This is a genomic window from Leucobacter faecis (assembly GCF_054456635.2).
Window position 1 is genome coordinate 151,694 of the sequence record NZ_JBTJEP020000001.1, and the last position, 21,463, is coordinate 173,156.

The 21,463-nt window shown below is 64.8% G+C and carries 22 protein-coding genes; 20 read left to right on the top strand and 2 right to left on the bottom strand.

From position 1 onward, the window contains the following. Positions 1–27: 27 nt before the first annotated feature. The 8 genes from glmS to ACXR2T_RS00780 all read left to right on the top strand — a co-directional run bounded on the left by glmS (position 28) and on the right by ACXR2T_RS00780 (position 7,019). Positions 28–1,878 (top strand): glutamine--fructose-6-phosphate transaminase (isomerizing), encoded by a 1,851-nt coding sequence (gene glmS, locus ACXR2T_RS00745; protein ID WP_458814969.1) that lies wholly within the window; start codon positions 28–30, stop codon positions 1,876–1,878. Between the two features lie 30 nt (positions 1,879–1,908). Further along, a complete protein-coding gene (locus tag ACXR2T_RS00750; RefSeq protein WP_458814971.1) occupies positions 1,909–2,337 on the top strand; it encodes a holo-ACP synthase in 429 nt (142 codons plus the stop codon). Between the two features lie 11 nt (positions 2,338–2,348). Beyond that, entirely contained in the window at positions 2,349–3,470 is a 1,122-nt protein-coding gene (gene alr / locus ACXR2T_RS00755) for an alanine racemase (protein ID WP_489945467.1), read from the top strand. A gap of 38 nt (positions 3,471–3,508) precedes the next feature. Further along, positions 3,509–3,988 carry a tRNA (adenosine(37)-N6)-threonylcarbamoyltransferase complex ATPase subunit type 1 TsaE gene (gene tsaE / locus ACXR2T_RS00760; RefSeq protein ID WP_458838160.1) on the top strand — a complete coding sequence of 160 codons (480 nt, stop codon included), beginning with the start codon at positions 3,509–3,511 and terminating at the stop codon, positions 3,986–3,988. Continuing rightward, the gene (gene tsaB, locus ACXR2T_RS00765) at positions 3,985–4,650 is read left to right on the top strand and encodes a tRNA (adenosine(37)-N6)-threonylcarbamoyltransferase complex dimerization subunit type 1 TsaB (RefSeq protein WP_458838076.1); all 666 of its coding nucleotides are present in this window, start codon (positions 3,985–3,987) and stop codon (positions 4,648–4,650) included. Before tsaE ends, tsaB begins: the two co-directional genes overlap by 4 nt. 83 nt (positions 4,651–4,733) lie before the next feature. Further along, positions 4,734–5,180, top strand: a complete 447-nt coding sequence (gene rimI / locus ACXR2T_RS00770) for a ribosomal protein S18-alanine N-acetyltransferase (RefSeq protein WP_458838159.1) — start codon at positions 4,734–4,736, stop codon at positions 5,178–5,180. Next, positions 5,177–6,268, top strand: coding sequence for a tRNA (adenosine(37)-N6)-threonylcarbamoyltransferase complex transferase subunit TsaD (tsaD, locus tag ACXR2T_RS00775; protein WP_458838075.1), 1,092 nt, complete (start codon positions 5,177–5,179; stop codon positions 6,266–6,268). The genes rimI and tsaD overlap by 4 nt, the downstream gene beginning before the upstream one ends. 241 nt (positions 6,269–6,509) lie before the next feature. Next, the gene (locus ACXR2T_RS00780; RefSeq protein WP_458838074.1) at positions 6,510–7,019 is read left to right on the top strand and encodes a DUF4190 domain-containing protein; all 510 of its coding nucleotides are present in this window, start codon (positions 6,510–6,512) and stop codon (positions 7,017–7,019) included. A 123-nt stretch (positions 7,020–7,142) separates the two neighbouring features. Here ACXR2T_RS00780 and ACXR2T_RS00785 read toward each other — a convergent pair whose 3' ends face one another. Together ACXR2T_RS00785 and ACXR2T_RS00790 are read right to left on the bottom strand one after the other, a co-directional pair. Then, on the bottom strand, positions 7,143–8,378 hold the full coding sequence (locus ACXR2T_RS00785) for a THUMP-like domain-containing protein (protein ID WP_458838073.1): 1,236 nt from the start codon (positions 8,376–8,378) through the stop codon (positions 7,143–7,145). A gap of 6 nt (positions 8,379–8,384) precedes the next feature. Next, entirely contained in the window at positions 8,385–8,780 is a 396-nt protein-coding gene (locus ACXR2T_RS00790; RefSeq protein WP_458838072.1) for a DUF4190 domain-containing protein, read from the bottom strand. A 253-nt stretch (positions 8,781–9,033) separates the two neighbouring features. On the opposite strand from ACXR2T_RS00790, the gene groES reads away from it, so the two are divergent. From groES to ACXR2T_RS00850, 12 genes are all read left to right on the top strand, one after another. Then, positions 9,034–9,330: a co-chaperone GroES gene (groES, locus tag ACXR2T_RS00795; protein ID WP_458814989.1), complete on the top strand. Its 297-nt coding sequence runs from the start codon at positions 9,034–9,036 to the stop codon at positions 9,328–9,330. A gap of 92 nt (positions 9,331–9,422) precedes the next feature. Continuing rightward, entirely contained in the window at positions 9,423–10,346 is a 924-nt protein-coding gene (gene rarD / locus ACXR2T_RS00800) for an EamA family transporter RarD (RefSeq protein WP_458838071.1), read from the top strand. A gap of 71 nt (positions 10,347–10,417) precedes the next feature. Further along, on the top strand, positions 10,418–11,920 hold the full coding sequence (gene guaB / locus ACXR2T_RS00805) for an IMP dehydrogenase (protein ID WP_458814993.1): 1,503 nt from the start codon (positions 10,418–10,420) through the stop codon (positions 11,918–11,920). Positions 11,921–12,054: 134 nt separating this feature from the next. Continuing rightward, complete coding sequence (locus ACXR2T_RS00810) at positions 12,055–13,176, top strand: GuaB3 family IMP dehydrogenase-related protein (protein WP_458838070.1); 1,122 nt, start codon at positions 12,055–12,057, stop codon at positions 13,174–13,176. Between the two features lie 6 nt (positions 13,177–13,182). After that, positions 13,183–14,079 carry an SURF1 family cytochrome oxidase biogenesis protein gene (locus tag ACXR2T_RS00815; protein WP_458838069.1) on the top strand — a complete coding sequence of 299 codons (897 nt, stop codon included), beginning with the start codon at positions 13,183–13,185 and terminating at the stop codon, positions 14,077–14,079. Positions 14,080–14,089: 10 nt separating this feature from the next. Continuing rightward, positions 14,090–14,542, top strand: a complete 453-nt coding sequence (locus ACXR2T_RS00820) for a DUF3817 domain-containing protein (protein ID WP_458814999.1) — start codon at positions 14,090–14,092, stop codon at positions 14,540–14,542. A gap of 30 nt (positions 14,543–14,572) precedes the next feature. Then, positions 14,573–16,156, top strand: coding sequence for a glutamine-hydrolyzing GMP synthase (guaA, locus tag ACXR2T_RS00825; RefSeq protein ID WP_458838068.1), 1,584 nt, complete (start codon positions 14,573–14,575; stop codon positions 16,154–16,156). Between the two features lie 308 nt (positions 16,157–16,464). Then, positions 16,465–19,005, top strand: a complete 2,541-nt coding sequence (locus tag ACXR2T_RS00830; RefSeq protein ID WP_458838067.1) for a helix-turn-helix transcriptional regulator — start codon at positions 16,465–16,467, stop codon at positions 19,003–19,005. A 229-nt stretch (positions 19,006–19,234) separates the two neighbouring features. Then, the gene (locus ACXR2T_RS00835; protein ID WP_458838066.1) at positions 19,235–20,035 is read left to right on the top strand and encodes a DUF2510 domain-containing protein; all 801 of its coding nucleotides are present in this window, start codon (positions 19,235–19,237) and stop codon (positions 20,033–20,035) included. A gap of 2 nt (positions 20,036–20,037) precedes the next feature. Next, positions 20,038–20,592: a GTP-binding protein gene (locus tag ACXR2T_RS00840; protein ID WP_458838065.1), complete on the top strand. Its 555-nt coding sequence runs from the start codon at positions 20,038–20,040 to the stop codon at positions 20,590–20,592. Further along, a complete protein-coding gene (locus ACXR2T_RS00845) occupies positions 20,592–21,035 on the top strand; it encodes a roadblock/LC7 domain-containing protein (protein WP_458838064.1) in 444 nt (147 codons plus the stop codon). The genes ACXR2T_RS00840 and ACXR2T_RS00845 overlap by 1 nt, the downstream gene beginning before the upstream one ends. Positions 21,036–21,079: 44 nt before the next feature. Beyond that, the gene (locus ACXR2T_RS00850; protein WP_458815011.1) at positions 21,080–21,442 is read left to right on the top strand and encodes a hypothetical protein; all 363 of its coding nucleotides are present in this window, start codon (positions 21,080–21,082) and stop codon (positions 21,440–21,442) included. Positions 21,443–21,463: the final 21 nt, after the last annotated feature.

A 21,463-nucleotide genomic window follows, 5' to 3' on the forward strand; every position in this document is an offset into this window, starting at 1 on the left:
ATCCATGGTGCCACTAAAATGGCACCCATGTGTGGAATCGTCGGATATGTCGGCCCGAATAAAACGGTCGAAGTGCTGCTGAATGGTCTGCGGCGTCTGGAGTACCGCGGTTACGATTCGGCGGGTATCGCCGTGATTGATGACGCGGGCAAAGTCGCCGTGCGCAAGAAGTCGGGCAAGCTCGCCAGACTCATCGAACGGCTTGAAGACGACCCGTTACCCGAGGGTGCGACCGGGATCGGTCACACGCGCTGGGCCACACACGGTGGCCCGAGCGACGAAAATGCCCACCCCCACCTCGGCGATGACGGAAAGCTCGCCCTGATTCACAATGGCATCGTTGAAAACTTCAGCGAGCTGCGGGACGAAGTTTTGGCGGGCGGCGTGTCGCTCGTGAGTGAGACCGATTCCGAGGTCGTTGCCGCATTGCTCGGGCTCGAGTATGCCCGCGTCGGCGACCTCGAGACGGCACTGCGCGGCATCGTGCGCAAACTGCACGGCACGTTCACGCTTTTGGCTACGCACCAGAACGAGCCAGGCAAGGTCGTGGCGGCGCGCCACCACTCACCCCTCGTGGTGGGGCTCGGTGACGGCGAAAACTTTCTCGGCTCAGACGTCGCGGCGTTCGTGTCGTCGACGCGCCGCGCAGTCGCCGTAGACGAAGACAACATCGCCATCATCACGGCCGACGAAGTGCGCATCACCGACTTTGACGGTCACCCCGTTGAGTTCACTGAGTACGAGGTCGAGTGGAACGCCGACGCCGCAGACAAGGGCGGCTGGTCCTCGTTCATGGCCAAAGAGATCAATGAGCAGCCCGAGGCCGTAGCCAACACGATCCGGGGCCGCGTAGACAACGGTCGCGTCGAGATCCCCGAGCTCACCGCGCTGGGTGACGAGCGGCTGCGCGAGATTGATCGCATCGTGATCATCGCGTGCGGCACGGCGTCGTACGCGGGCCAGGTGGGTGCCTACGCGATCGAGCAGTGGGCTCGGATTCCCGTCGAGGTACAGCTGAGCCACGAGTTCCGTTACCGCGACCCGGTACTCTCAGACCGCACCATGGTGATCTCAGTGAGCCAGTCGGGCGAGACGATGGACACCCTGATGGCCGTCAAGTACGCGATCGAGCGCGGGGTCACGACCGTGTCGGTGTGTAACACGCAGAGTGCGACCATTCCGCGGGAGTCAGACGCCGCGGTGTACACGCACGCGGGCCCCGAGGTGGCGGTCGCGTCAACGAAGGCGTTTGTGGCGCAGATCACGGCGCTCTACCTCGTCGGCCTGCACCTGGGGCGCGTGCGCGGCACGCTCTCGGCTGCCGACGAGCAAGCGGCGGTCGCGCAGCTTGAAGCGCTACCCGAGAAAGTACGCGAGGCGGTCGACACGCACGAGCAGATTCAGCAGCTCGCGCAGTGGATGGCCGACACACGCTCGGTGCTGTTCTTGGGCCGCCACGTGGGGTACCCCGTGGCGCTCGAAGGCGCGTTGAAGCTCAAAGAGATCGCCTACATTCACGCTGAAGGCTTCGCCGCGGGGGAGCTGAAGCACGGCCCCATCGCACTCATCGATCACGGCCAGCCCGTGTTCGTGCTCGTGCCGAGCCCACGCACTTCGCCGCTGATGCACTCGAAGGTCGTGTCGAACATTCAAGAGATTCGGGCGCGCGGTGCCCGCGTCATCGCGATCGTTGAGAAGGGCGACACCGCGGTGCTGCCGTTCACCGATGATGTGATTCGGCTGCCGCTGTCAGACCCGCTGTTCGACCCGCTGCTGCAGGTGATCCCGCTGCAGTGGTTCGCGCTCGAACTGTCGACGGCCAAGGGGCTCGACGTTGATCAGCCGCGCAACCTCGCGAAGTCTGTGACGGTCGAGTAACGCGGTGCGGGGCGTGCGGGTGAGTTCACGATGATTTGCGGGATCGGGGTCGACACCGTCGATCTTGGGCGTTTTGAACGCCAACTCGCGCGCACCCCCGCGCTCGCCGCGCGGCTCTTTACCGCGGCCGAGCGCGAACTGTCCGTCGCGTCACTGGGCGCGCGCTTCGCCGCGAAGGAGGCGCTGATCAAAGCGCTCGGTGGATCTGACGGGGTGAGCTGGCAAGACCTTGAACTGTTGCGCGGTGAGAACCGCGCGCCGGCATTCACCCGCACTGCACCGCTCGTGCGGGCGCTTGCCGCGCGCGGGGCGCACACTGCCCACGTCTCACTCACCCACGATGCGGGCATCGCCACTGCGTTCGTGATCATCGAGGCGTCGCCCGAAAAGGCCGCGACGCCAGAAACTAGTGTGCACGGCGACTGTGCGTGCACGTGTACGGAGCTGAGGCAGCAATGAGAACCGGATCAATGCGCATTGCAGCGATTTCGACGCCCGCGATTCGTCACAACGTGGCCCATATTCGCGAGCTCACGGGCGGCGTGGTGATCGTTGTCGTGAAAGCCAACGGGTATGGTCACGGGGCCGCCATCGCTGCGCGCGCCGCGCTCGAGGGCGGCGCCGGGATGATCGCGACCGCAGATCTCGAGGAGGCGCTCGCACTGCGCGAAGCCGGTATTGAAGCACCGATTCTGTGCTGGCTGCACGGAGCGCGTGTCGACTTCGCGCCCGCCGTCGCAGAGCGCATCGAGATTGGTGTGAGTAATCTTGCACAACTTGACCGTTTGGCTGCCGCCGCTATCGCGGCTGGCACCCCCGCCACCGCACAGCTGAAGATCGATACGGGGCTGAGCCGCAACGGCGCGTCACGCGACGAATGGCACACTCTGTTTGTGCGCGCCGCCGAACTGCACGCCGCAGGTACGGTGCGCGTGCGCGGCATTTTCAGTCACCTCGCGAATGCGGGCGACGAGTGCGACCGGGCGCAGGCAACCGAGTTCGACGCGGCCATCGAGCTGCTGCGTGAGTGCGGCGTGGATCCGGAGCTGATGCACCTCGCCGCGAGCGCCGCAACCCTCAAGTCACCGCACCTGCACTACAACACAGTGCGCGTAGGCGTCGTCGCGTACGGGCTGAGCCCGCTCGCCGGCACGACCTCGGCGCAGCTGGGGCTCGTACCAGCGATGACCCTGCGGTCTGAGATCGTGGCGCTGCGAGGCGTGCCCGCTGGCACCGGCGTCTCGTACGGCTTTAACCACGTGTGCGAGACCGCCACGACGCTGGCGCTCGTGCCGATGGGGTACGCAGACGGCATGCCGCGTGCCCTGAACGGCGCAGGTGCGTGGGTGACGATCGCGGGTGAGCCGCGGCCGATCGTGGGCCGGATCGGCATGGACCAGTTCATCGTCGACGTGGGGCCGCTCGCTGGAAGGCTGAGCCTCGGCGACGAGGTGGTGCTGTTTGGGGATCCCGAGCGCGGGTACCCGGCCGTTGAAATCTGGGCGGGACTCATGCGCACCATCAACTACGAGATTATTGCGAGTATTGGACCGCGCGTCTTGCGTATCGCGGCAGAGGGGGAATCGGTGTGAGTGTAGTCGAACGCATCGTGGCGGGATCGCCCGACGAGATGCACGACCTGGGAGTGCGGCTGGGACGGGCCCTCGCGGCCGGCGACCTGCTGATCTTGACCGGCCCGCTCGGAGCGGGCAAAACGACACTCACCCGCGGTATCGGCGAGGGCCTCGGAGTGCGCGGCCCCGTACAGAGCCCCACGTTTGTGATCGCCCGCACGCACCCGTCACTCGTCGGCGGGGCACCGCTCGTGCACGTCGACGCGTATCGGCTCGCGAACTCCGACGAGCTCGACGACTTAGACCTCGACTTCGACGGCTCGGTGGTGGTCGCCGAGTGGGGGGCCGGGGTCGTCGAGCCGCAGGACTCGTGGATCGAGATCGAGATCGAGCGACCCGCTGGTGCTGATGCTGATGCTGGTGCTGGTGCTGGTGCTGATGCCGATGACGAGGACTGGTCGGAGGCGCCGATAGAGGCGCGACGTATGACGCTCACGGGGCATGGCCCACGCTGGGCCGAAGGGATATTGGTATGAGCACGCAGTATGCGGTGACCGAGGCTGCAGCGCCCGAGCTCAGCGGGCGCTGCCTGCTCGCGATCGACACGTCGATCGGCACGAGCGTGGCACTTGGCTGCGACGGCCGAGTATGGGCCGTCGCGAGCGAAAACCCGCGCGGCCACGCAGAAGCGATTGGCACACTGCTCGCACTCGTTCTCACCGAGAGCGGCGTGCCAGCGGCACGCATCGACGGCGTGGTGGCGGGCATGGGGCCGGGCCCCTTCACCGGGCTGCGGGTGGGCATCGCGGCGGCGCAGGCGTTTGCCGCGGGCCGCGGCGCGCCACTTTACGGTATCGAAAGCCACGAGGCCGCAGCGCTTGCGGCCCTCGAAACGGGAGCCGCCGCAGCGGTACGTGTCGTGACCGATGCTCGCCGTAAAGAGCTGTTTGTGACCGACTATGCGGGGGTCAACTGGGCGGGTATTCCCGAGTGCGTGGCGGGGCCAGGGCTCGTCGCGCGTGCAGACCACGAAGAGGTCGCAGGTGAACTCTGGCCCAGCGTGATCGATGCCGCGGCGCTCGTGCGGCTCGCGGCGAGGCGACTAGCCTCGGGCATTGAGTTCGCGGGCGATCAGGCGCTCTACCTGCGCGAACCTGACGTCGTAAAACCGGGCCCGCAGAAGCGGGTGAGCGCGTGATACAGGGGGCGGCCGGGCTCGATCCGGAGCGAGCGCCTGCGTCGCCGCACGCCGAAGCGTCGAAGGCGCCGGGGGCGCTCTCGATCCGGAGCGCGACGCTCGGTGACCTAGACGCCGTGTGGGCGATCGAAGAGCGGGTGTTTGCAGGCGAGGCTTGGAGCCTCGCGATGATGCGTGAGGAGCTCGCGGGCGAGCACCGACAGTACCTCGTGCTCGAAGACGCGGCGGGCGGTGTGCAGGGCTACGCCGGACTGCTTGCAGTGGGCAGCGAGGGAGATGTGCAGACGATCGCCGTCGCGCCCGAGTGGCGCGGTGCGGGGCACGGGCGCAGACTCATCGAAGCGCTCATCGCGTGCGCGCGCGAGCGGCGAGTGCGCGAACTGTTTCTCGAAGTGCGGGCCGATAACCCCGTCGCGATTGCGCTGTATGTGAGCCTCGAGTTCGAGGAGATCGGCGTGCGGCCGCGCTACTACCAACCAGACGACGTCGACGCGATCGTCATGAAGCTGCAAGTGAAGGATCTATCGTGAGCGTTACTGAGCCACTAGTGCTGGGTATTGAGACCAGCTGCGACGAAACCGGTGTGGGCATTGTGCGGGGGCGCACCCTGCTCGCCAATACGATCGCGTCATCGATGGATGAACACGCGCGCTACGGCGGGGTCGTGCCTGAGGTCGCGGCGCGAGCGCACCTCGAAGCCATGCGTCCCACAATCGAGCGTGCCGTTGCTGACGCGGGCGTGCGGCTCGAAGATCTCGACGCGGTCGCGGTGACGAGCGGGCCGGGCCTGGCGGGGGCACTCATGGTCGGAGTCGCGGCGGCAAAGGCGCTCGCGCTGTCACTCGACAAGCCGCTGTACGCGGTGAACCACCTTGTCGGCCACGTCGGCGCCGATCTGCTGCAGGGAGAGGGGCTTAGGCCCGTCGCCGGTTCGACTGGTTCAGTGGGTGAACTCGAACTGCCCACCGTCGCACTACTCGTGTCTGGCGGACACACCTCGCTGCTGCTGGTGCGCGACCTCGTGAGCGATGTCGAAATGCTCGGTGAAACGATCGACGACGCGGCGGGGGAGGCCTTCGACAAGGTCGCAAGGCTGTTAGGGCTGCCCTACCCGGGCGGCCCGCAGATCGACCGCGTGGCGGCTGCGGGTGACCCGCGAGCAATCCGGTTTCCGCGTGGGCTCACCCACCCTAAAGACCTGGAGCGGCACCGCTACGACTTCTCGTTCTCGGGGCTCAAAACCTCGGTGGCACGCTGGGTCGAGAAAAAACGTGACGAGGGCGTCGATGTTCCCGTCGCAGATGTCGCGGCGAGCTTTCGCGAAGCCGTCGTTGACGTGCTGTTGACGAAGGCGCTCGCCGCCTGCGCCGACCTGGGCGTGCCGCGCCTGCTGCTCGGAGGTGGGGTCGTCGCAAACGCACGATTGCGTGAGGTGGCGGCCGAGCGCTGTGCGGCGGCCGGGGTGGAACTGCGCGTGCCGCCGCTGTCACTGTGCACCGACAACGGCGCGATGATCGCGTCGCTCGGGGCGCAGCTTGTCGCTGCGGGGCATGCACCCTCTGGGCTCGGCTTTGGCGCCGACTCGACACTCCCGGTGACCGAGATTCAGGTGCCGTAGGAGTCGGTTTGGTTTGGTTTTTGTGCTTACGCAGGAGATCAGCGCTTATGCAGGATCGATTAGCGGTTTTGATCCCGCATAAGCGCTGATCTCCTGCACGAGCGCTGGCCACGGGGACAAGCTGGCCAGCCCCGCGTAGATGTTGGCGACTGACTGGATACTACGAGTGGCAGTGCGCTGACACGGTAGCGTTGTGGGAAAACAGGTGCCTCGGCGCCGACCGTTCTACGAGGAGACTAAAGTGACAGAGACCCCCAACGACCAGCAGCGGCCTGAAGACCCGACCACTCCTGTCGCACCCGGAGAGCCTGCTGCGCCTGCTGCGCCTGTTGCGCCTGTTGCGCCTGCTGCGCCTGCTGCGCCTGCCTATCGCGCAGAAACGCCGACCGCGCCTGCCGCACCTGCTGGCTACCCGGCGGGCACCCCGGTACCGGGCAAGACCCTCGGTATCGTCGGGCTCGTAGTGTCGATCTTCTTCGGGTTCGTCGGCCTGATCCTGAGCATCGTCGCCGTGGTGCAGTCGAAGAAGGCCGGGGCAAAGAACGTGCCCGGCATCGTCGGTATCGTCATCGGGTCGATAAGCACGCTCCTCGGTACCCTCGTCGGAATCTTCTTCATCTGGGCGACGGCGCAGAGCCTGGGATGGATCGAGACGTGTGCGGTCGACCCGTACGCGACCATCAACGTGTTCGGTACGCCGTTTGGCTGCGCAGAGCTCGGTCTCGACCCCGAGTCGCTGAACGACTTCTAGAACGACCGAAAGTAGGGCCGATAAGCTCCTGTCATTCTGCGGGAGCTTGCGACTCGCAGAATCCATGGCGCCGTCGGCGCGCGAGCATCGCGCTGCTAGCAGCGCTCCGCTAGCAGCGCTCCGCTAGCAGCGCTCCGCTAGCAGCGCGATGTGGCCGTCGTCGCCGTCGCGCGTGAGAAACACCGTTGCGCTGGCTTTGCCGCGCAGTTTGAGGCGCTTGCGTAACGCGGCGGGATCGACGTCAACGCCACGCTTCTTGATCTCGAGGGTGCCAATGTCGCGCTCGGCGAGGGCTCGTCGCAGCTCCTTCTCCTTCGCTGGCAGCCGGTCGAGCACACGAAAGCCTTGCGCAAACGGTGTCACTGCCAGTGCGTCAGACGTGAGGTACGCGATCTTCTCGCTCAGCATGCCGGCGCCCAGGGACCGCGCAAGGTCGCCGATGAGGCGTGCCCGAATCACGGCTCCGTCGGGCTCGTACAGGTAGTCGCCCAGACCGCGCGTCTCGGCATCAACCGAATCAGCGGCGGCGGTGAGCTCGTAGCACTCGTCACCGCGCATGACCAACGCCGCGCGCTTTACGCCGGGCCGCGCAACGGGCCCAAACCACAGCCCGGTCTCAACGACTTGGCCGTCAACCGATACCCACTGAGCTTCGGCGCGGTCAGGAATCAGCTCTCGGTCCAGCCCCGGGCCGAGTTTCACCCCCGTGGGCAGCGACTCGGCCACGGCAAACGCAAAGTTGAGCGACGGTGAGTAGTCGTCGGGTGACGCGATGCGCCGCGTATCACGGTGCCCGGCGGTGCGGCGCGCTGGGTCGAGAAATGCGCCGTCACAGCCAGCCAGGTCAAACGACAGCGCGTCGCTGTTGGTTACCGCGGGTATATCGCGGCCCAGGCTCGACGCCAGCGCGGCGAGATTGTGCCCCGCAAGCTGGGACGTAAACGGGTCCAGCTCCACCGCCCGCGGCGCGACACCCGCGGCAAGCAGCGCGAGTGACTCTGCCCCGATACCGCAGCCGAGATCGGCGACGGCGTGGCAACCGGCCGCAGCGAACCGCGCGGCGTGCAAACGCGCGACCGGCGCCCGCGTCGCCTGCTCGAGCCCCGCCTGCGTAAAGAGGAGGGAGCCCGCCAAATCGCCAAACTTTGCGCGTGCCTTACGGCGCATCTCTGCCTGCGTCAGCACAGCGGCAATGAGGGCCGGATCAATGCCGCGCTTACGCAGGCTTCCGTTCAACTGGGTGGCCGACACACCGGGTTCGTCGAGGGTTCGGCACACCTCGGTTAGGAGTGCAGTGCCCGCCTCTGAGAGGAGAGCTTCCCACCCCGGAGCGACGGGGGAATCAGGTTGAGCTGTCACGGGGGATTACGACATCGTGAGGTCGGTGAACGCGCCTCCCGCGGACCCGACGGCACCGATGAAGGCGAAAATCACGAGCGCATAGAACAAGAAGAACAGCAATAGCGAGACGAAGGCGGCATAGCTGATGATGAGACCGGTGAGGGCAATGCCGCGACCTGCGTCGCCATTGCGCTTGATCTGGCTGAGCCCCATATGGCCGAAGATGATGCCAGCAAGAGGTACTACAAACGCAAAAATGATCGCGAGAAACGCGAAGGTGTTGGTGGCGCCAAGCGTGGTGTTCGAGGACGGCACCGGCTGCTGGAGGCGTTGCTGCGGCTGCTGGTAAGGCGCATGGGGTACCTGCTGGTATCCGTGCGGCTGCGGTGCGTGCGGGCCTGGCATGGTGGGGGTAGACATGGTGCTCCTCAAACAAGAGTGGTGGGGCGAGACGACAGGCTGCCCGAGAAATTCTGTAATCAGTCTACGCGCCCAGTTTTTCGTGTTCACTGCGGTGCAATTGTGTTCGCGTTCTCGTTCGCTGTGCGCGATACTCACGCAGAGCGTTGGCACTCCTCTTGCACGAGTGCCAACGTGCGCCATAGACTCTGTGGTGGGCGCGCACGCACTGGGCGAGCGCGCGAACACTTCAGCTATCGGAAAGAGGTCTACTGTGTCGGTCGCCATCAAGCCGCTCGAGGATCGTATCGTTATCAAGCAGGTCGAGGCCGAGCAGACCACTGCTTCGGGTCTCGTTATTCCCGACAGCGCGAAGGAGAAGCCCCAGGAGGGCGAGGTCGTGGCAGTGGGCCCCGGCCGCGTGTCTGACAACGGCACCCGCATTCCCCTCGACGTTGCCGTCGGCGACGTTGTCATCTACTCGAAGTTCGGTGGCACCGAAGTCAAGTACGGTGGCGACGAGTACCTCGTGCTCTCGGCTCGCGATATCCTCGCAGTCGTCACGCGCTAAGTAAAACAGCGCGTTAAAGCGAGCCCCTCAACCATTCGGTTGAGGGGCTCGCTTTCGTCTGCGCTCCTGCGCTGTCCCGATACACTGGGGCAGTGAAACGGTTTCGTGCAGGCCTCGGGTATGGCGTCGGTGCCTACCTCATGTGGGGCACGTTCCCCATGTACTTCGGGCTGATCGCGGTGGTGAACCCGCTCGAGGTGGTGCCGTGGCGCGTGAGCATGACGCTCGTTTTTTGTGCCCTGCTCGTCACACTTACACGCCGCTGGTCCCACGTGGTGAAGATCATCAAGACACCCCGACTGCTCGGCTGGTTCTCGCTGTCTTCGCTGCTGTTGTACATCAACTGGCAGTTGTTTGTGATCGGAGTGATGACCGGCAACGTCATCGAGACCGCACTCGGCTATTTCATCAACCCGCTCTTCACGATTCTCATTGGTGTGCTCGTGAGAAATGAGAAGCTCACGCGCCCGCAGTGGGTCGCCGTGGGCATCGCCGCGGTGGGCGTCGTGATTGCCGCCATTGGCTACGGTAGCTTCCCCTGGATCGCGTTAGGGCTCGCGGTTTCATTCGGCCTCTATGGCGCGGTGCACAAACACGCGGGGGAGAGCGTTGACGGGGTCACCGGGCTCACCGTCGAGACGCTCGTGTCGGTGCCAATCGGCATTGTGCAGATGATTCTCATCGCGAACCTGGTCGGGCTCGAAGCCTTTGCGCACGGGCCCACCATCGCTGTGCTCGTGCTCGCGAGTGGCATCGCGACCGCGATCCCGCTGATCCTGTTTGGTGAGGCCTCACGCAGGCTGCCGCTGTCGTACCTCGGCTTCATTCAGTTCCTCACACCGGTGCTCGGGTTCTTGTACGGCTTCTTCGTGATGCACGAAGAAGTGTCGATTACGCGCTGGATCGGGTTCGTGGCGGTGTGGGTCGCACTCGTGATTTTGGTGTCTGAAATGGTGGCGCAAATGCGTCGCTCGCCGGCTGCACAGACCGGCCCGGTTCAGGTGCCGTTAGACTAGTACGACGGCGCCGCCCCCACCCCGGGCTTGCTGGCGCCCCGAAAACTTCACTACACGACAGATGAGGTGCCATGGAACAGCGTGATCCCTTCGCATTCACCGGACTAACCTACGACGATGTGCTGCTTTTGCCTGCGCACACCGACGTCATCCCGAGCGAGGCGGACACGTCCACGCAGCTCACCCGCCGCATTAGGCTCAACATTCCGCTCGTGTCTGCTGCCATGGACACGGTCACCGAAACACGCATGGCTGTGGCTATGGCGCGCAACGGCGGCCTCGGCATTTTGCACCGCAATCTGTCGATCCAGGATCAGGCCGAAATGGTCGACCGGGTCAAGCGCAGCGAGGCTGGCATGATCACGAACCCCGTGACCACGACGCTCGACGCAACCGTGGCCGAGGTTGACGCGCTGTGCGGTGAGTACCGCGTGTCGGGCCTGCCCGTTGTCGATTCGAACGGTGTGTTGCTCGGCATCATCACCAACCGTGACATGCGCTTCATCGAGCCCAAGGATCGCTCGCAGGTGCGCGTGGCCGACGCGATGACTCGCATGCCGCTGATCACCGCCCCCGCTGGCATTTCACGCGACGCGGCGCAGGCGATCTTTAGCGAGCACAAGATCGAGAAGCTGCCGCTGGTCGACGGCAACGGTAGGCTCACCGGCCTCATCACGGTCAAGGACTTCGACAAAGAAGAGCAGTACCCGCTTGCCACGAAGGACGACGCTGGCCGCCTGCGCGTGGGCGCTGCGGTGGGCTTCTTCGGCGACGCGTGGAAGCGCGCGGGTCAGCTGGTTGATGCGGGTGTTGACGTGATTGTCGTCGACACCGCCAACGGCGACAGCAAGGGCGTGCTCGAAATCATCGCCAAGTTCAAGGCAGACAGTGCATTCAACGGCGTCGACATCATCGGCGGTAACGTCGCAACGTACGCTGGCGCAAAAGCGATCGTCGAGGCTGGCGCCGACGCGGTCAAGGTGGGCGTGGGCCCCGGCTCGATCTGCACCACTCGCGTGATCGCTGGTGTGGGCGTGCCCCAGGTGACCGCAGTGTACGAGGCCGCTAAGGCCGCCACCCCTGCGGGCGTGCCCGTGATCGCCGACGGTGGCCTGCAGTACTCGGGCGATATCGCGAAGGCACTCGTCGCGGGCGCATCATCGGTGATGATGGGCTCGCTGTTCGCCGGAACCGACGAGAGCCCCGGCGACCTCGTCTTCGTGGGCGGCAAACAGTACAAGAACTACCGTGGCATGGGCTCGCTGGGTGCGTTGCAGACGCGCGGCGAGCGCACTTCGTACTCGAAGGACCGTTACTTCCAGGCCGATGTTCCGAGTGACGAGAAGCTCATCGCCGAGGGCATCGAGGGCCAGGTTGCCTACCGTGGCCCGGTGGGAGCGGTCGCGCACCAGATGATTGGTGGCCTGCGACAGTCGATGTTCTATGTCGGCGCGCGCACCATCATTGACCTGAAGGACCGCGGTAACTTCGTGCGCATTACTTCGGCCGGTCTTAAAGAGAGCCACCCGCACGATGTGCAGATGGTCATTGAGGCGCCTAACTACCGCAACTAGCGACGGCTTACGACGTGTCACCGCGCGTGGCGTAACGTGACACAGGGCCCGGGGAGCAAGTCTCCCCGGGCCCTTTGTGTCAGATAGCGGGGCGTCTGCGAAGGCGTGCAGGGTTGGCCGGGTAGACTGGTCGGGTGAGCAACGAGATCGAGATCGGCCGCGGAAAGCGCGCACGTCGCGTATACACCTTCGACGAGATCGGAGTCGTGCCGACCAGGCGCACCCGAGACCCAGAGCTGGTATCGACCGCATGGTCGATCGACGCGTTCCACTTCGACATTCCGGTGCTTGGCGCGCCTATGGACTCAGTCATGTCGCCCGACCAGGCAATCGCACTGGGGCGCCTCGGCGGCCTCGGTGTGCTCAACCTTGAGGGCCTGTGGACCCGCCACGAGAACCCCGAGCCGCTGCTGGCAGAGCTTGCGCGCGTCGAGAATGAGCGCGAAGCCGTCGACCGCATGCGTGAACTGTACGCAGCGCCCATCAAGCCCGAGCTGATTCGCGACCGCCTCGGCCAGGTGCGCGATGCGGGCGTAACCGTTGCGGGCGCCCTGTCGCCGCACCGCACCGCCGAGTTCACCGACACCGTCGTGAACGCGGGCGTCGATCTGTTTGTGATTCGCGGCAACACGGTCTCGGCCGAGCACGTGGCAGAGGCTGGGCGCACCCCGCTCAACCTGAAGCAGTTCATTTACGAGCTTGACGTGCCCGTAATCGTGGGCGGTGCCGCCACCTACCAGTCGGCGTTGCACCTGATGCGTACGGGCGCCGCGGGTGTACTCGTTGGCTTTGGTGGCGGCGCGTCGTCGACGACCCGGGTTACCCTGGGTATCCGCGCCCCCATGGCGACGGCGATCGCCGACGTGGCTGGTGCGCGCATGGACTACCTCGACGAGTCGGGTGGCCGCTATGTGCACGTGATCGCCGACGGCGGTCTCGGCACCTCGGGCGACATCATCAAGGCGATGGCGTGCGGCGCTGACGCTGTGATGCTCGGTTCGACGCTGGCCAAAGCCTCAGACGCCCCCGGCCACGGTTGGCACTGGGGCCAAGAAGCACACCACGAAGATCTGCCCCGCGGTCGCCGCGTGAAGGTCGACCAAGTGGCTCCGCTTGCCGAGATCATCAACGGCCCCGCCCACACGGCAGACGGCAGCTCGAACCTGATTGGTGCGCTGCGCCGCGCTATGGCCACGACAGGGTACTCGGAGCTCAAGGAGTTCCAGCGCGTGGGCATCGTCCACGCCGAGCGCTAACCCGGCATGTCGGGTTCGAAACGACCCGAGTACCTGGGCGAGCCGACGCTCGCCCGGGTGATGCGCAGGCCGCGCTGGATCCTCGCGCTGTTGCTTGCGCTCGCGGTAGCTGCCGGGTTCGCAGCGCTCGCGCAGTGGCAGGCAGGCTTTGCCGTGCAGTCGAAGGTGCAAGAAGAAATCGACACCGAGACGCCACGGGCGCTGTCTGAGGTTGCGTCACCGACGCAGGGCGTTACTGAGGAGGCCGCCGCGAGCGTCGTGCTCGCAGGCGGCGCCTTCGCCCCGGGCGACTTTGCCGTCGTCACGAAGCGTGTCAACGACGGCGCTGAGGGCGCCTGGGTCGTCGGCAACCTGGTCACTACAGGCGTTGACGCGGCGCACGATGCACACCTCGCCGTCGCGGTTGGCTGGGCACCCACCGAGGCCGCGGCCGAGGCTGCGGCGGCTGCGCTTTCGCGCGATCCGGATCTGATTGATGCGCGCCAGCTTGAGGGGCGGTACATGCCGCCCGAGGCGCCGCAGATTCCCCGGGCCGCGAGCGATCCGCAGTCGCTTGCCGCGATGACGTCGGCGCACCTAGCGAACGTGTGGCAGCACGTGGACGGGCCCGTGTACGCGGGCTATTTCGTGCTGCACCCCGCGGCAGGCAGCGCTGGCGAGGCCAGCACTGCGGCCCTCACGACACTTGGGCTTGACCCGATCGACTCGGTCGCGCCGCTGCCCGTCGATGCGGTGAATTGGCTCAACGTGTTCTATGCGATTGAGTGGCTCGTGTTTGCTGGCTTTGCCGTGTTCTTCTGGTACCGCCTCGCGCGCGACGCGTGGGAAAAAGAACACGAGCTCAAGATTCTTCAGGCCGCGGGCGAACAAGAGCCCGCAGCACCCCTCGAAACCGAACGGTAGAATACACACCATGCAGTTGCAGCCCAAGCCCGCCGACTACCCGCGTATTCGCAAGGCGCTCTCGTTCTACAAGGTCACTTCGGTGATCACCGGCATTATGCTGCTGCTGCTGTGCGCCGTGATGGTCATGAAGTATGCGTTCAACGTGCAGCTGTTTCTGTTCACGCCGAACGGGTTCGCCGAGTTTGTGCCGCTCGCGCCAGAGGGCATCGACGCCGACTTTACCGGCAGCGGATTCGACCTGTTTAAGGCGATTCTTATTGCCCACGGTTGGTTCTACGTCGTCTACCTCGTGAGTGACTTTATGGTGTGGAGCCCCATGCGCTGGAACTTCTGGAAGTTCTTGCTCATCGCCCTGGGCGGCGTGATTCCGTTCATGTCGTTCTTCCTCGAAGCGAAAATCGTGCGCGAAGTGAACGATTTCCTCGCGATCGCCGAGGCAGCGCCCGCGGGCGCCAACTAAACTTTTCTTACCTTCAAGCGAAAGGCCAGCATGGCAGAACAATCAGGGACCGCGCAGCGCCCGGTGCTCGTGGTCGATTTTGGTGCGCAGTACGCGCAGCTGATCGCCCGTCGCGTGCGCGAGGCTGGGGTCTACTCAGAAGTCGTACCGCACACGATCTCCGCGGCCGAAATGGCCGAGAAGCAGCCCGTGGGCATTGTGCTCTCGGGCGGCCCGTCGTCGGTGTACGCAGACGGCGCACCCCAGTTTGATAACGCGATCTTCGACCTGGGCGTGCCCATGCTGGGCATTTGCTACGGCTTCCAGGTGATGGCGCGTGCCCTCGGCGGCACCGTCGGCAACACCGGCGACCGCGAATACGGCGCGACCGACGCCACCGTGCTCGGTGATGGCGGCGCGCTGCTCGGCGGCCAGCCTGTCACCCAGAGCGTGTGGATGAGCCACGGCGACGCCGTGCAGCAGGCACCCGAGGGTTTCGACGTGCTCGCCTCGACCGCGGTCACCCCCGTGGCGGCGTTCGGGTCACCCGCGCGAAAGCTTTACGGTGTGCAGTGGCACCCCGAAGTGAAGCATTCAGAGTGCGGCCAGAACGTGATCGAGAACTTCGTACAGCAGATCGCCGGCCTCGACGCCGACTGGAATGCTGGCAATGTGATCGCTGAACAGGTCGAGCGCATTCGCGAGCAGGTGGGCAACGCCCGCGTCATCTCGGCGATGTCGGGCGGCGTGGACTCGGCCGTGTCGACTGCGCTCGTGCACAAGGCGATCGGTGACCAGCTCACCGCCGTGTTTGTGGATCACGGGCTCCTGCGCAAGGGTGAGCGTGAGCAGGTGGAGCGCGACTACGTCGCCTCGACCGGAGTGCGCCTCATTACCGTCGACGCTGCAGACACGTTCCTGGGTCACCTCGAGGGTGTTTCTGACCCCGAGACCAAGCGCAAGATCATCGGCCGCGAGTTCATTCGCACGTTCGAGAAGGTGCAGCTCGACCTCGTCGAAGAAGCACGTGCATCGGGCGAAGAGGTCAAGTTCCTCGTGCAGGGCACGCTGTACCCCGACGTCGTCGAATCGGGTGGCGGCTCGGGCACCGCGAACATCAAGTCGCACCACAACGTGGGGGGCCTCCCCGACGACCTCGACTTCGAACTGATCGAGCCGCTGCGCCTGCTGTTCAAGGACGAGGTACGTGAGATTGGCCGCGAGCTCGGGATCCCCGAGGAGATCGTCGGCCGCCAGCCGTTCCCCGGCCCCGGCCTCGGCATTCGTATCGTCGGCGAGATCACGCGTGAACGTCTCGAAATTCTGCGTGAAGCAGACGCGATCGCACGCGCCGAGCTGACCGCCGCGGGTCTCGACAAGTCGATCTGGCAGTGCCCGGTCGTGCTGCTCGCCGACGTGCGCTCGGTGGGCGTGCAGGGCGATGGTCGTACATACGGGCACCCCATTGTGCTGCGCCCGGTGTCGAGCGAAGACGCGATGACGGCCGACTGGACCCGTCTGCCCTACGACGTGCTCGCGCGCATCTCGAACAAGATCACCAACCAGGTGCCCGACGTCAACCGCGTCGTGCTCGACGTGACATCGAAACCCCCGGGGACCATCGAGTGGGAGTAAATCCCAACTAGCGGGCCCTGAGCCCAGCACAAAAACCCCGGCCCCGGCCGGGGTTTTTGTGCTTTACGCGAGTGAATCGTGAGCTTCAGCGATGCCATTGCTGGCGAGGTCAAGTTGCCATTTTAGGCATTCTCAGGGTAATGTCAGGAAGTATTGAGGCGGTCTCGGGGGAGGCCACCTACGGAATTGGGGGATTCCATGTCTAGTTACTTTTCGCATCCCGTTTTTCGAGGTCAGCGGGGGCGGCGGCTGAACGCCCGCCTTACGCCTGCCGCACGGGCGCTGTAATGCTCGCGTGCGGGCGCAGCATGGCCGTCACGCCGCAGCGAGCGCGCCACGACCACTTTGCCCAGATTCTTACCGCCGGTGTAGATGCGCACCCCGAGTGTGCGTGGCGCGTCCACTTCAGAAATCAGGTGGCGACCACCCCCATTGTGCGCTCCCACCTGTTTCGGGCCGCACTCGAGTCACGCGCTCAGTGGATCAACTACTCGGGTGCACCAGGCATGGGTCGCACGACACTGCTGCAGCAAATCGAACAAGAGTTGCAGCGCGCGGGTGAATTCTATGTCGGCGTGTGGACAACTCAGCAGGCAACTGCACTCTACGACTGCTTCAATCGCGACGCGGTCACGGGGACGCAGGCGTTTGCCCGCGAGCTGCGCCAACTGATGGCCGAGCGTGGTGCCATGCGCATCACCGTGATCATCGATGACTACGACCTGCACGCGTCGCCGACCTACGCGCGGGTGATGCTCAGCCTGATCGACCTAGTACCGGGGTTTCGGCTCATCACCAGTACCTTCAGCCCGCTCGAGGTGGGCGACGAGCTGGGGCCGCGCATGCAGGACCGCTTTATGCAGCCCTCGAGCGGCCGACTGTTCTTCTCGTACGAAGAATCCAGGCAAGTGTTCATGGCGACGCTGGCGTCTGGCGAGAAATTCGTACTGCCCAGTGACACAGAGATTCGGCAAGCGTTCGGTCAAATGAACGGCATGCCTTTCGGCATCGCACTGGCGGCCGACCGGCGGCTGTTTCCCGCCGAGTACCCCGAGTCTGTGTTCGCTCAGATGATGCAGGCGGTCAACCGGTACCTCCTCGAGACGCATCCCAAGTCAGACCCCAAAGTTGCTGGCCTGGCATCGTTGATCGGCACGTTCGCGCTCATGCCGCGGTTCAAAGACCAACACATCTCACAGCTGTTTCCGGGCGTGACGGACAACGTGCTGCGGGAATTTCGCAGCAACCGAGCGCTTGATCCAGGTAAAGCAGTGCACGCGGGTGAGTATGCGTGGGGGAGCGACTTCTGGGAAGTGCTGAGCGAATGGAATAGCGCTACCCCAGACCTGCGACGAAACTTGGCCGCCAAACTCACTGAAATTGATGACACGGTTGGCGCTTTCGGGCAGTGGCTGCTCTTAGGTGACCTCGCACGATGTGAAAAACTGTTGCGCTCGAGGTTCTTCTTAATCTACGAGACCCTCGCGCCTGAGCTGGTAGAAGACCTGCTACGGCTTGGCAACGAGCAATTGCGAGGGTTTCCCACCACACGTCTGTTTCGCAGCCTGCTCGACCCGCACACCACCCAACAAAACCTGCTGAGCAGCATCGCGAACCTGTCGAATACTTCCCGCAGCAGCTGCGCGGCTCAGGTGCTGTTGGCACGCGCGCTCAGGTGCGTACTGCATCTGCGGCTGGGCGGTGCACGCGAAGCAGTGCAGCAGGCGCGCGCGTTGTACACCGAGTGCTACGCCAATATGGCGGGGCAGGGTTCGCTGCAGCTGGCCGACCTGAGCACCGACGCGCAGGCCTCTTTGGCCGAGGCCACGCTCGTTGCTGCGCACGTGCTCGTGGCGGCCGGTACGACACCGCAGGGGCTCGACCGGTTACCGAGTTTCGTTGGCTTTTCGCACCTGGCGAGTCGCGCCGAAGTGCTCCAGGGGCTCATCGACGTAATGCGTGGCCCGGTCGACAAACAACCCGGCCGAGTCAGGTCGCGGGCACCAATCGGCTACCGCGCGCTTGTGCTTTCACCGTCGCACGGTTTCAAAGAGATCGCCGCGTACGACACTTTCGACCGGGTCTTCACGACGCTTTGTGAAAGCCCCGGATCGAACCGTGCTGAGGCCATGCTTGCGTCTGGAATACGTGAGAATGTCGGCCACACGGGGCCAGCGTTTCCGCGTCATGAGCTCCCTACGAGTACGCGAGCGTTTTGGGAGTGTCTCACGCTGGTGCACGCAGGCGAACTGCGTGAAGCGGTGCGGTTGCAGGCGGCCAGTGACATCGCAGAACCAGCGGCATCCCTGTTTGAGGCGGCGCTCGCGCGCGCCAAGGGACAGTACAACGAAGCACTCGCGTGTGGTGAACGACTCGAAGGCAAATGGGGTGTGCGCGTGGACGCCGCCGTACTGCTGCTGCGGGCGTGCGCCCTCACCCGTCGTGGACAGCGAGAGGCGGCACGTCACGCCGTGTACGACACCGAACGCTTACCCGCCATCGCGGTTGCGCAGGCCTTTATGCTGCTGGGGCGTGATGAAGGCGAGGCGCTGGCCGACCTTGCGCACGACACGGGCGTGTATCGCCAGCTGGTCGAGGCAGCGCAGGCGATGCGTGGTGAACAGCCGCAGACTCAGTCGGTGACACCGCCGCAGGCGCTCACGAAGACCGAAATTGAGACTCTGCTCGCCCTGCGACGCGGGCTCAACACCCGCGAGATCGCCGATGAAGTGCACGTGAGCGTCAACACCGTGCGCACGCACGTGCGCGCGATTGCGCGCAAGCTGGGTGCGAGCGGCCAGGCCGAGATCCTGCGCAAGGCACACGACCTCCAACTGCTGAGCGCCTGAGCTCCGGGTCTGCGCTGGGCGCGGATCCGGAGCTGGGCCGGCTGGCAAACCTGCCCGCAGCAAGAGTGGCTGAGGTAGGTGGGTGAGATTTGACGCGTGCTTGCCAGTGACACGGATCCACTCGCCGCCCCATCGTAGGTTGGAGTGCAACGTCACCCGGGCATCGACGCGGCTGAGGGGCCTGATCCTCGTACGCGCCCGGTGGCACAACGAGGGGAGGTGGCTGAAGGTGCTTGAACCTCAGCAGAGCGTTGCCGATGGATGGTATCCAGACCCGCAGGGTGGCCTGTGGCTGCGGCGCTGGGACGGAACTAGCTGGACCAGTGAAACACGAGGGCTGGGTACCCAGAGTCAGCGCGAGATCGCCGCCGAAATGACCGGCGGATTTGGGCTCACGGCCCCCGAGACGGGGTGGGCGGGGGTAGCGCTTGCGCTGCACTCAGCGCTCGTGGGCGGCGATCCGGTGACCGTGATGGTGACGCTGCCAGACGGCTCGCGCTTCGCTGTCAACACCCTCGATCACACATACTTTTGGCCGAAGGACCCGGGTGAGCTCGCTGCGCAGCTCGAAGGTTTCGAAATCGCGTATCAAACTGCGACGGCCGGATCGCTGCCGCAGGCGAGCAACCTCGATGGCCTACTCTGGCGCATTAGCCAGCGCGCGTTTCGACAGCGGCTCGCGCCGTGGCTGCAGGAGGGGGACCTGTATCGCATGCAGCGGTGGCCAAACCTCACCACGATTAGTCCCGAGCTTGATGACATGCGGCAGGCCGCGATGCTGGCCAACGGTATGTTCACGATCGAAGAGCTCGCCGGTTTCTCAGACCGCCAGTACCAGCCCACGAGGGCGCTGATTAACGCGCTCAGCCTCATGAACACGCTCAAAGTGGCCGCACCGAGAGACACGGGCGCGATTCGGCCGGGGGCCGCGCACGCCGCGCCGGTGGCTTCGCCTGGGCAACAAGCAGCAGTGGCCGCAGTGCGCAAGCCGGGGCTGTTTCAACGTCTACGCAACCGATTGGGGCTATAACAATGGCAGAGCACGTCATCTTGTTTGCAGGCCCGATGGGCGCAGGCAAGACCACCGCAATACAGTCGCTCAGCGATATTGAAGTCGTGTCTACCGAAGCGTTCAACACCGACCACTCGGTGTCGGCGAAACCCACGACGACCGTAGCGCTTGACTACGGCGAGATCGGTATTAACCCGGGCGAGAAGATACGGCTCTACGGGGTGCCGGGGCAGCGACGGTTTGACTTCATGTGGGCCATCTTGAAAGAGCGAGCCTTTGGGCTCATGCTGCTGGTGAACGCTGACGCACCCAACCTGGCACAGGGCGTGCGTGAGCACCTCGAAGCCTTCGAAGACGTTGTTGAACGTGGCGGCGCCGTCGTGGGTATCACCCGCTCTGACGTGCACGGCGCAAACGTGATGCAGCAGGTGCAGCGGGTTGTGACCGACGCGTTTCCTGGTCGCGCGACGCCCGTGTTTGAGGTGGACGCCCGAGACACCGTACAGATGAGGGTCATGCTGATGACCCTCATCGCCGACGTAGAAACTCGCGAGAGCATGAAGGGGAGAATGTAATGTACCCGGAAGAAGCGGTGCTGGCCGACCAGCACAACCCGGTGACCGTGGCCGCGTGCCAGCGCGCACTTGAAGAACTGAGCCAGTTGTGTAGGTCACTGCAGGTGGCGGCATTTGCGACCGACGACGGGTTCGAGATCACGCGGTATCCGGTCTCACTCACTGACCACGATCAGCGGCTCACCAGCATGGCGAGCTCGCTGCAAGCGCTCACCGAGGCCGTCGCGCTCGACAGAGCGATCGGTGAAGCGCAGTACACGCTCATCGAGGCCGACTACGGCAGAGTGCTGCTGCGTCGGGTACCCAAGCAGTCGTTTGTGCTGCTCGCCGTGTTCGGGGCCGAAGAGCGCAGTGGGCAAGCGATTTTGAGCTCGCGCAATATTCTGCAGGAACTTGGCGGGCAGCTTGCAGGTTCGAGCCCCGCTCCCGCACACGGATTCTAACGACAACCGATAACACGTTGACCCCCAGAGAATAGGAAGACACCATGTCAAACATCAACGACACCCTTGCAAAGCTCATCACCGACGTTGACGGCGCGATGGGCGTGCTGCTCGGCGACAGCGAGTCGGGCATGCTCCTGGCCTCGGCTGGCGGCGGCCTCGACCTCGAGGTAGCGGCTGCTGGTACGACCGAGTTCATGCGCGCGAAGCTGCGCACCATGCGTTCGCTCGGCCTCGACGAGGGCCTCGAAGACATTCTGGTGACACTCGAGAGCCAGTACCACGTCATTCGCCCGCTCAAGTCGAAGCCAGAGATTTTCATCTACTTGGCCCTCGACCGCTCCAAGTCGAACCTGGCGATGGCGCGACTTGCGGTGAAGTCTGCAGAGCAGTCGATCTCGCTCTAACCTGGCCCCGCTGGTGAAGGG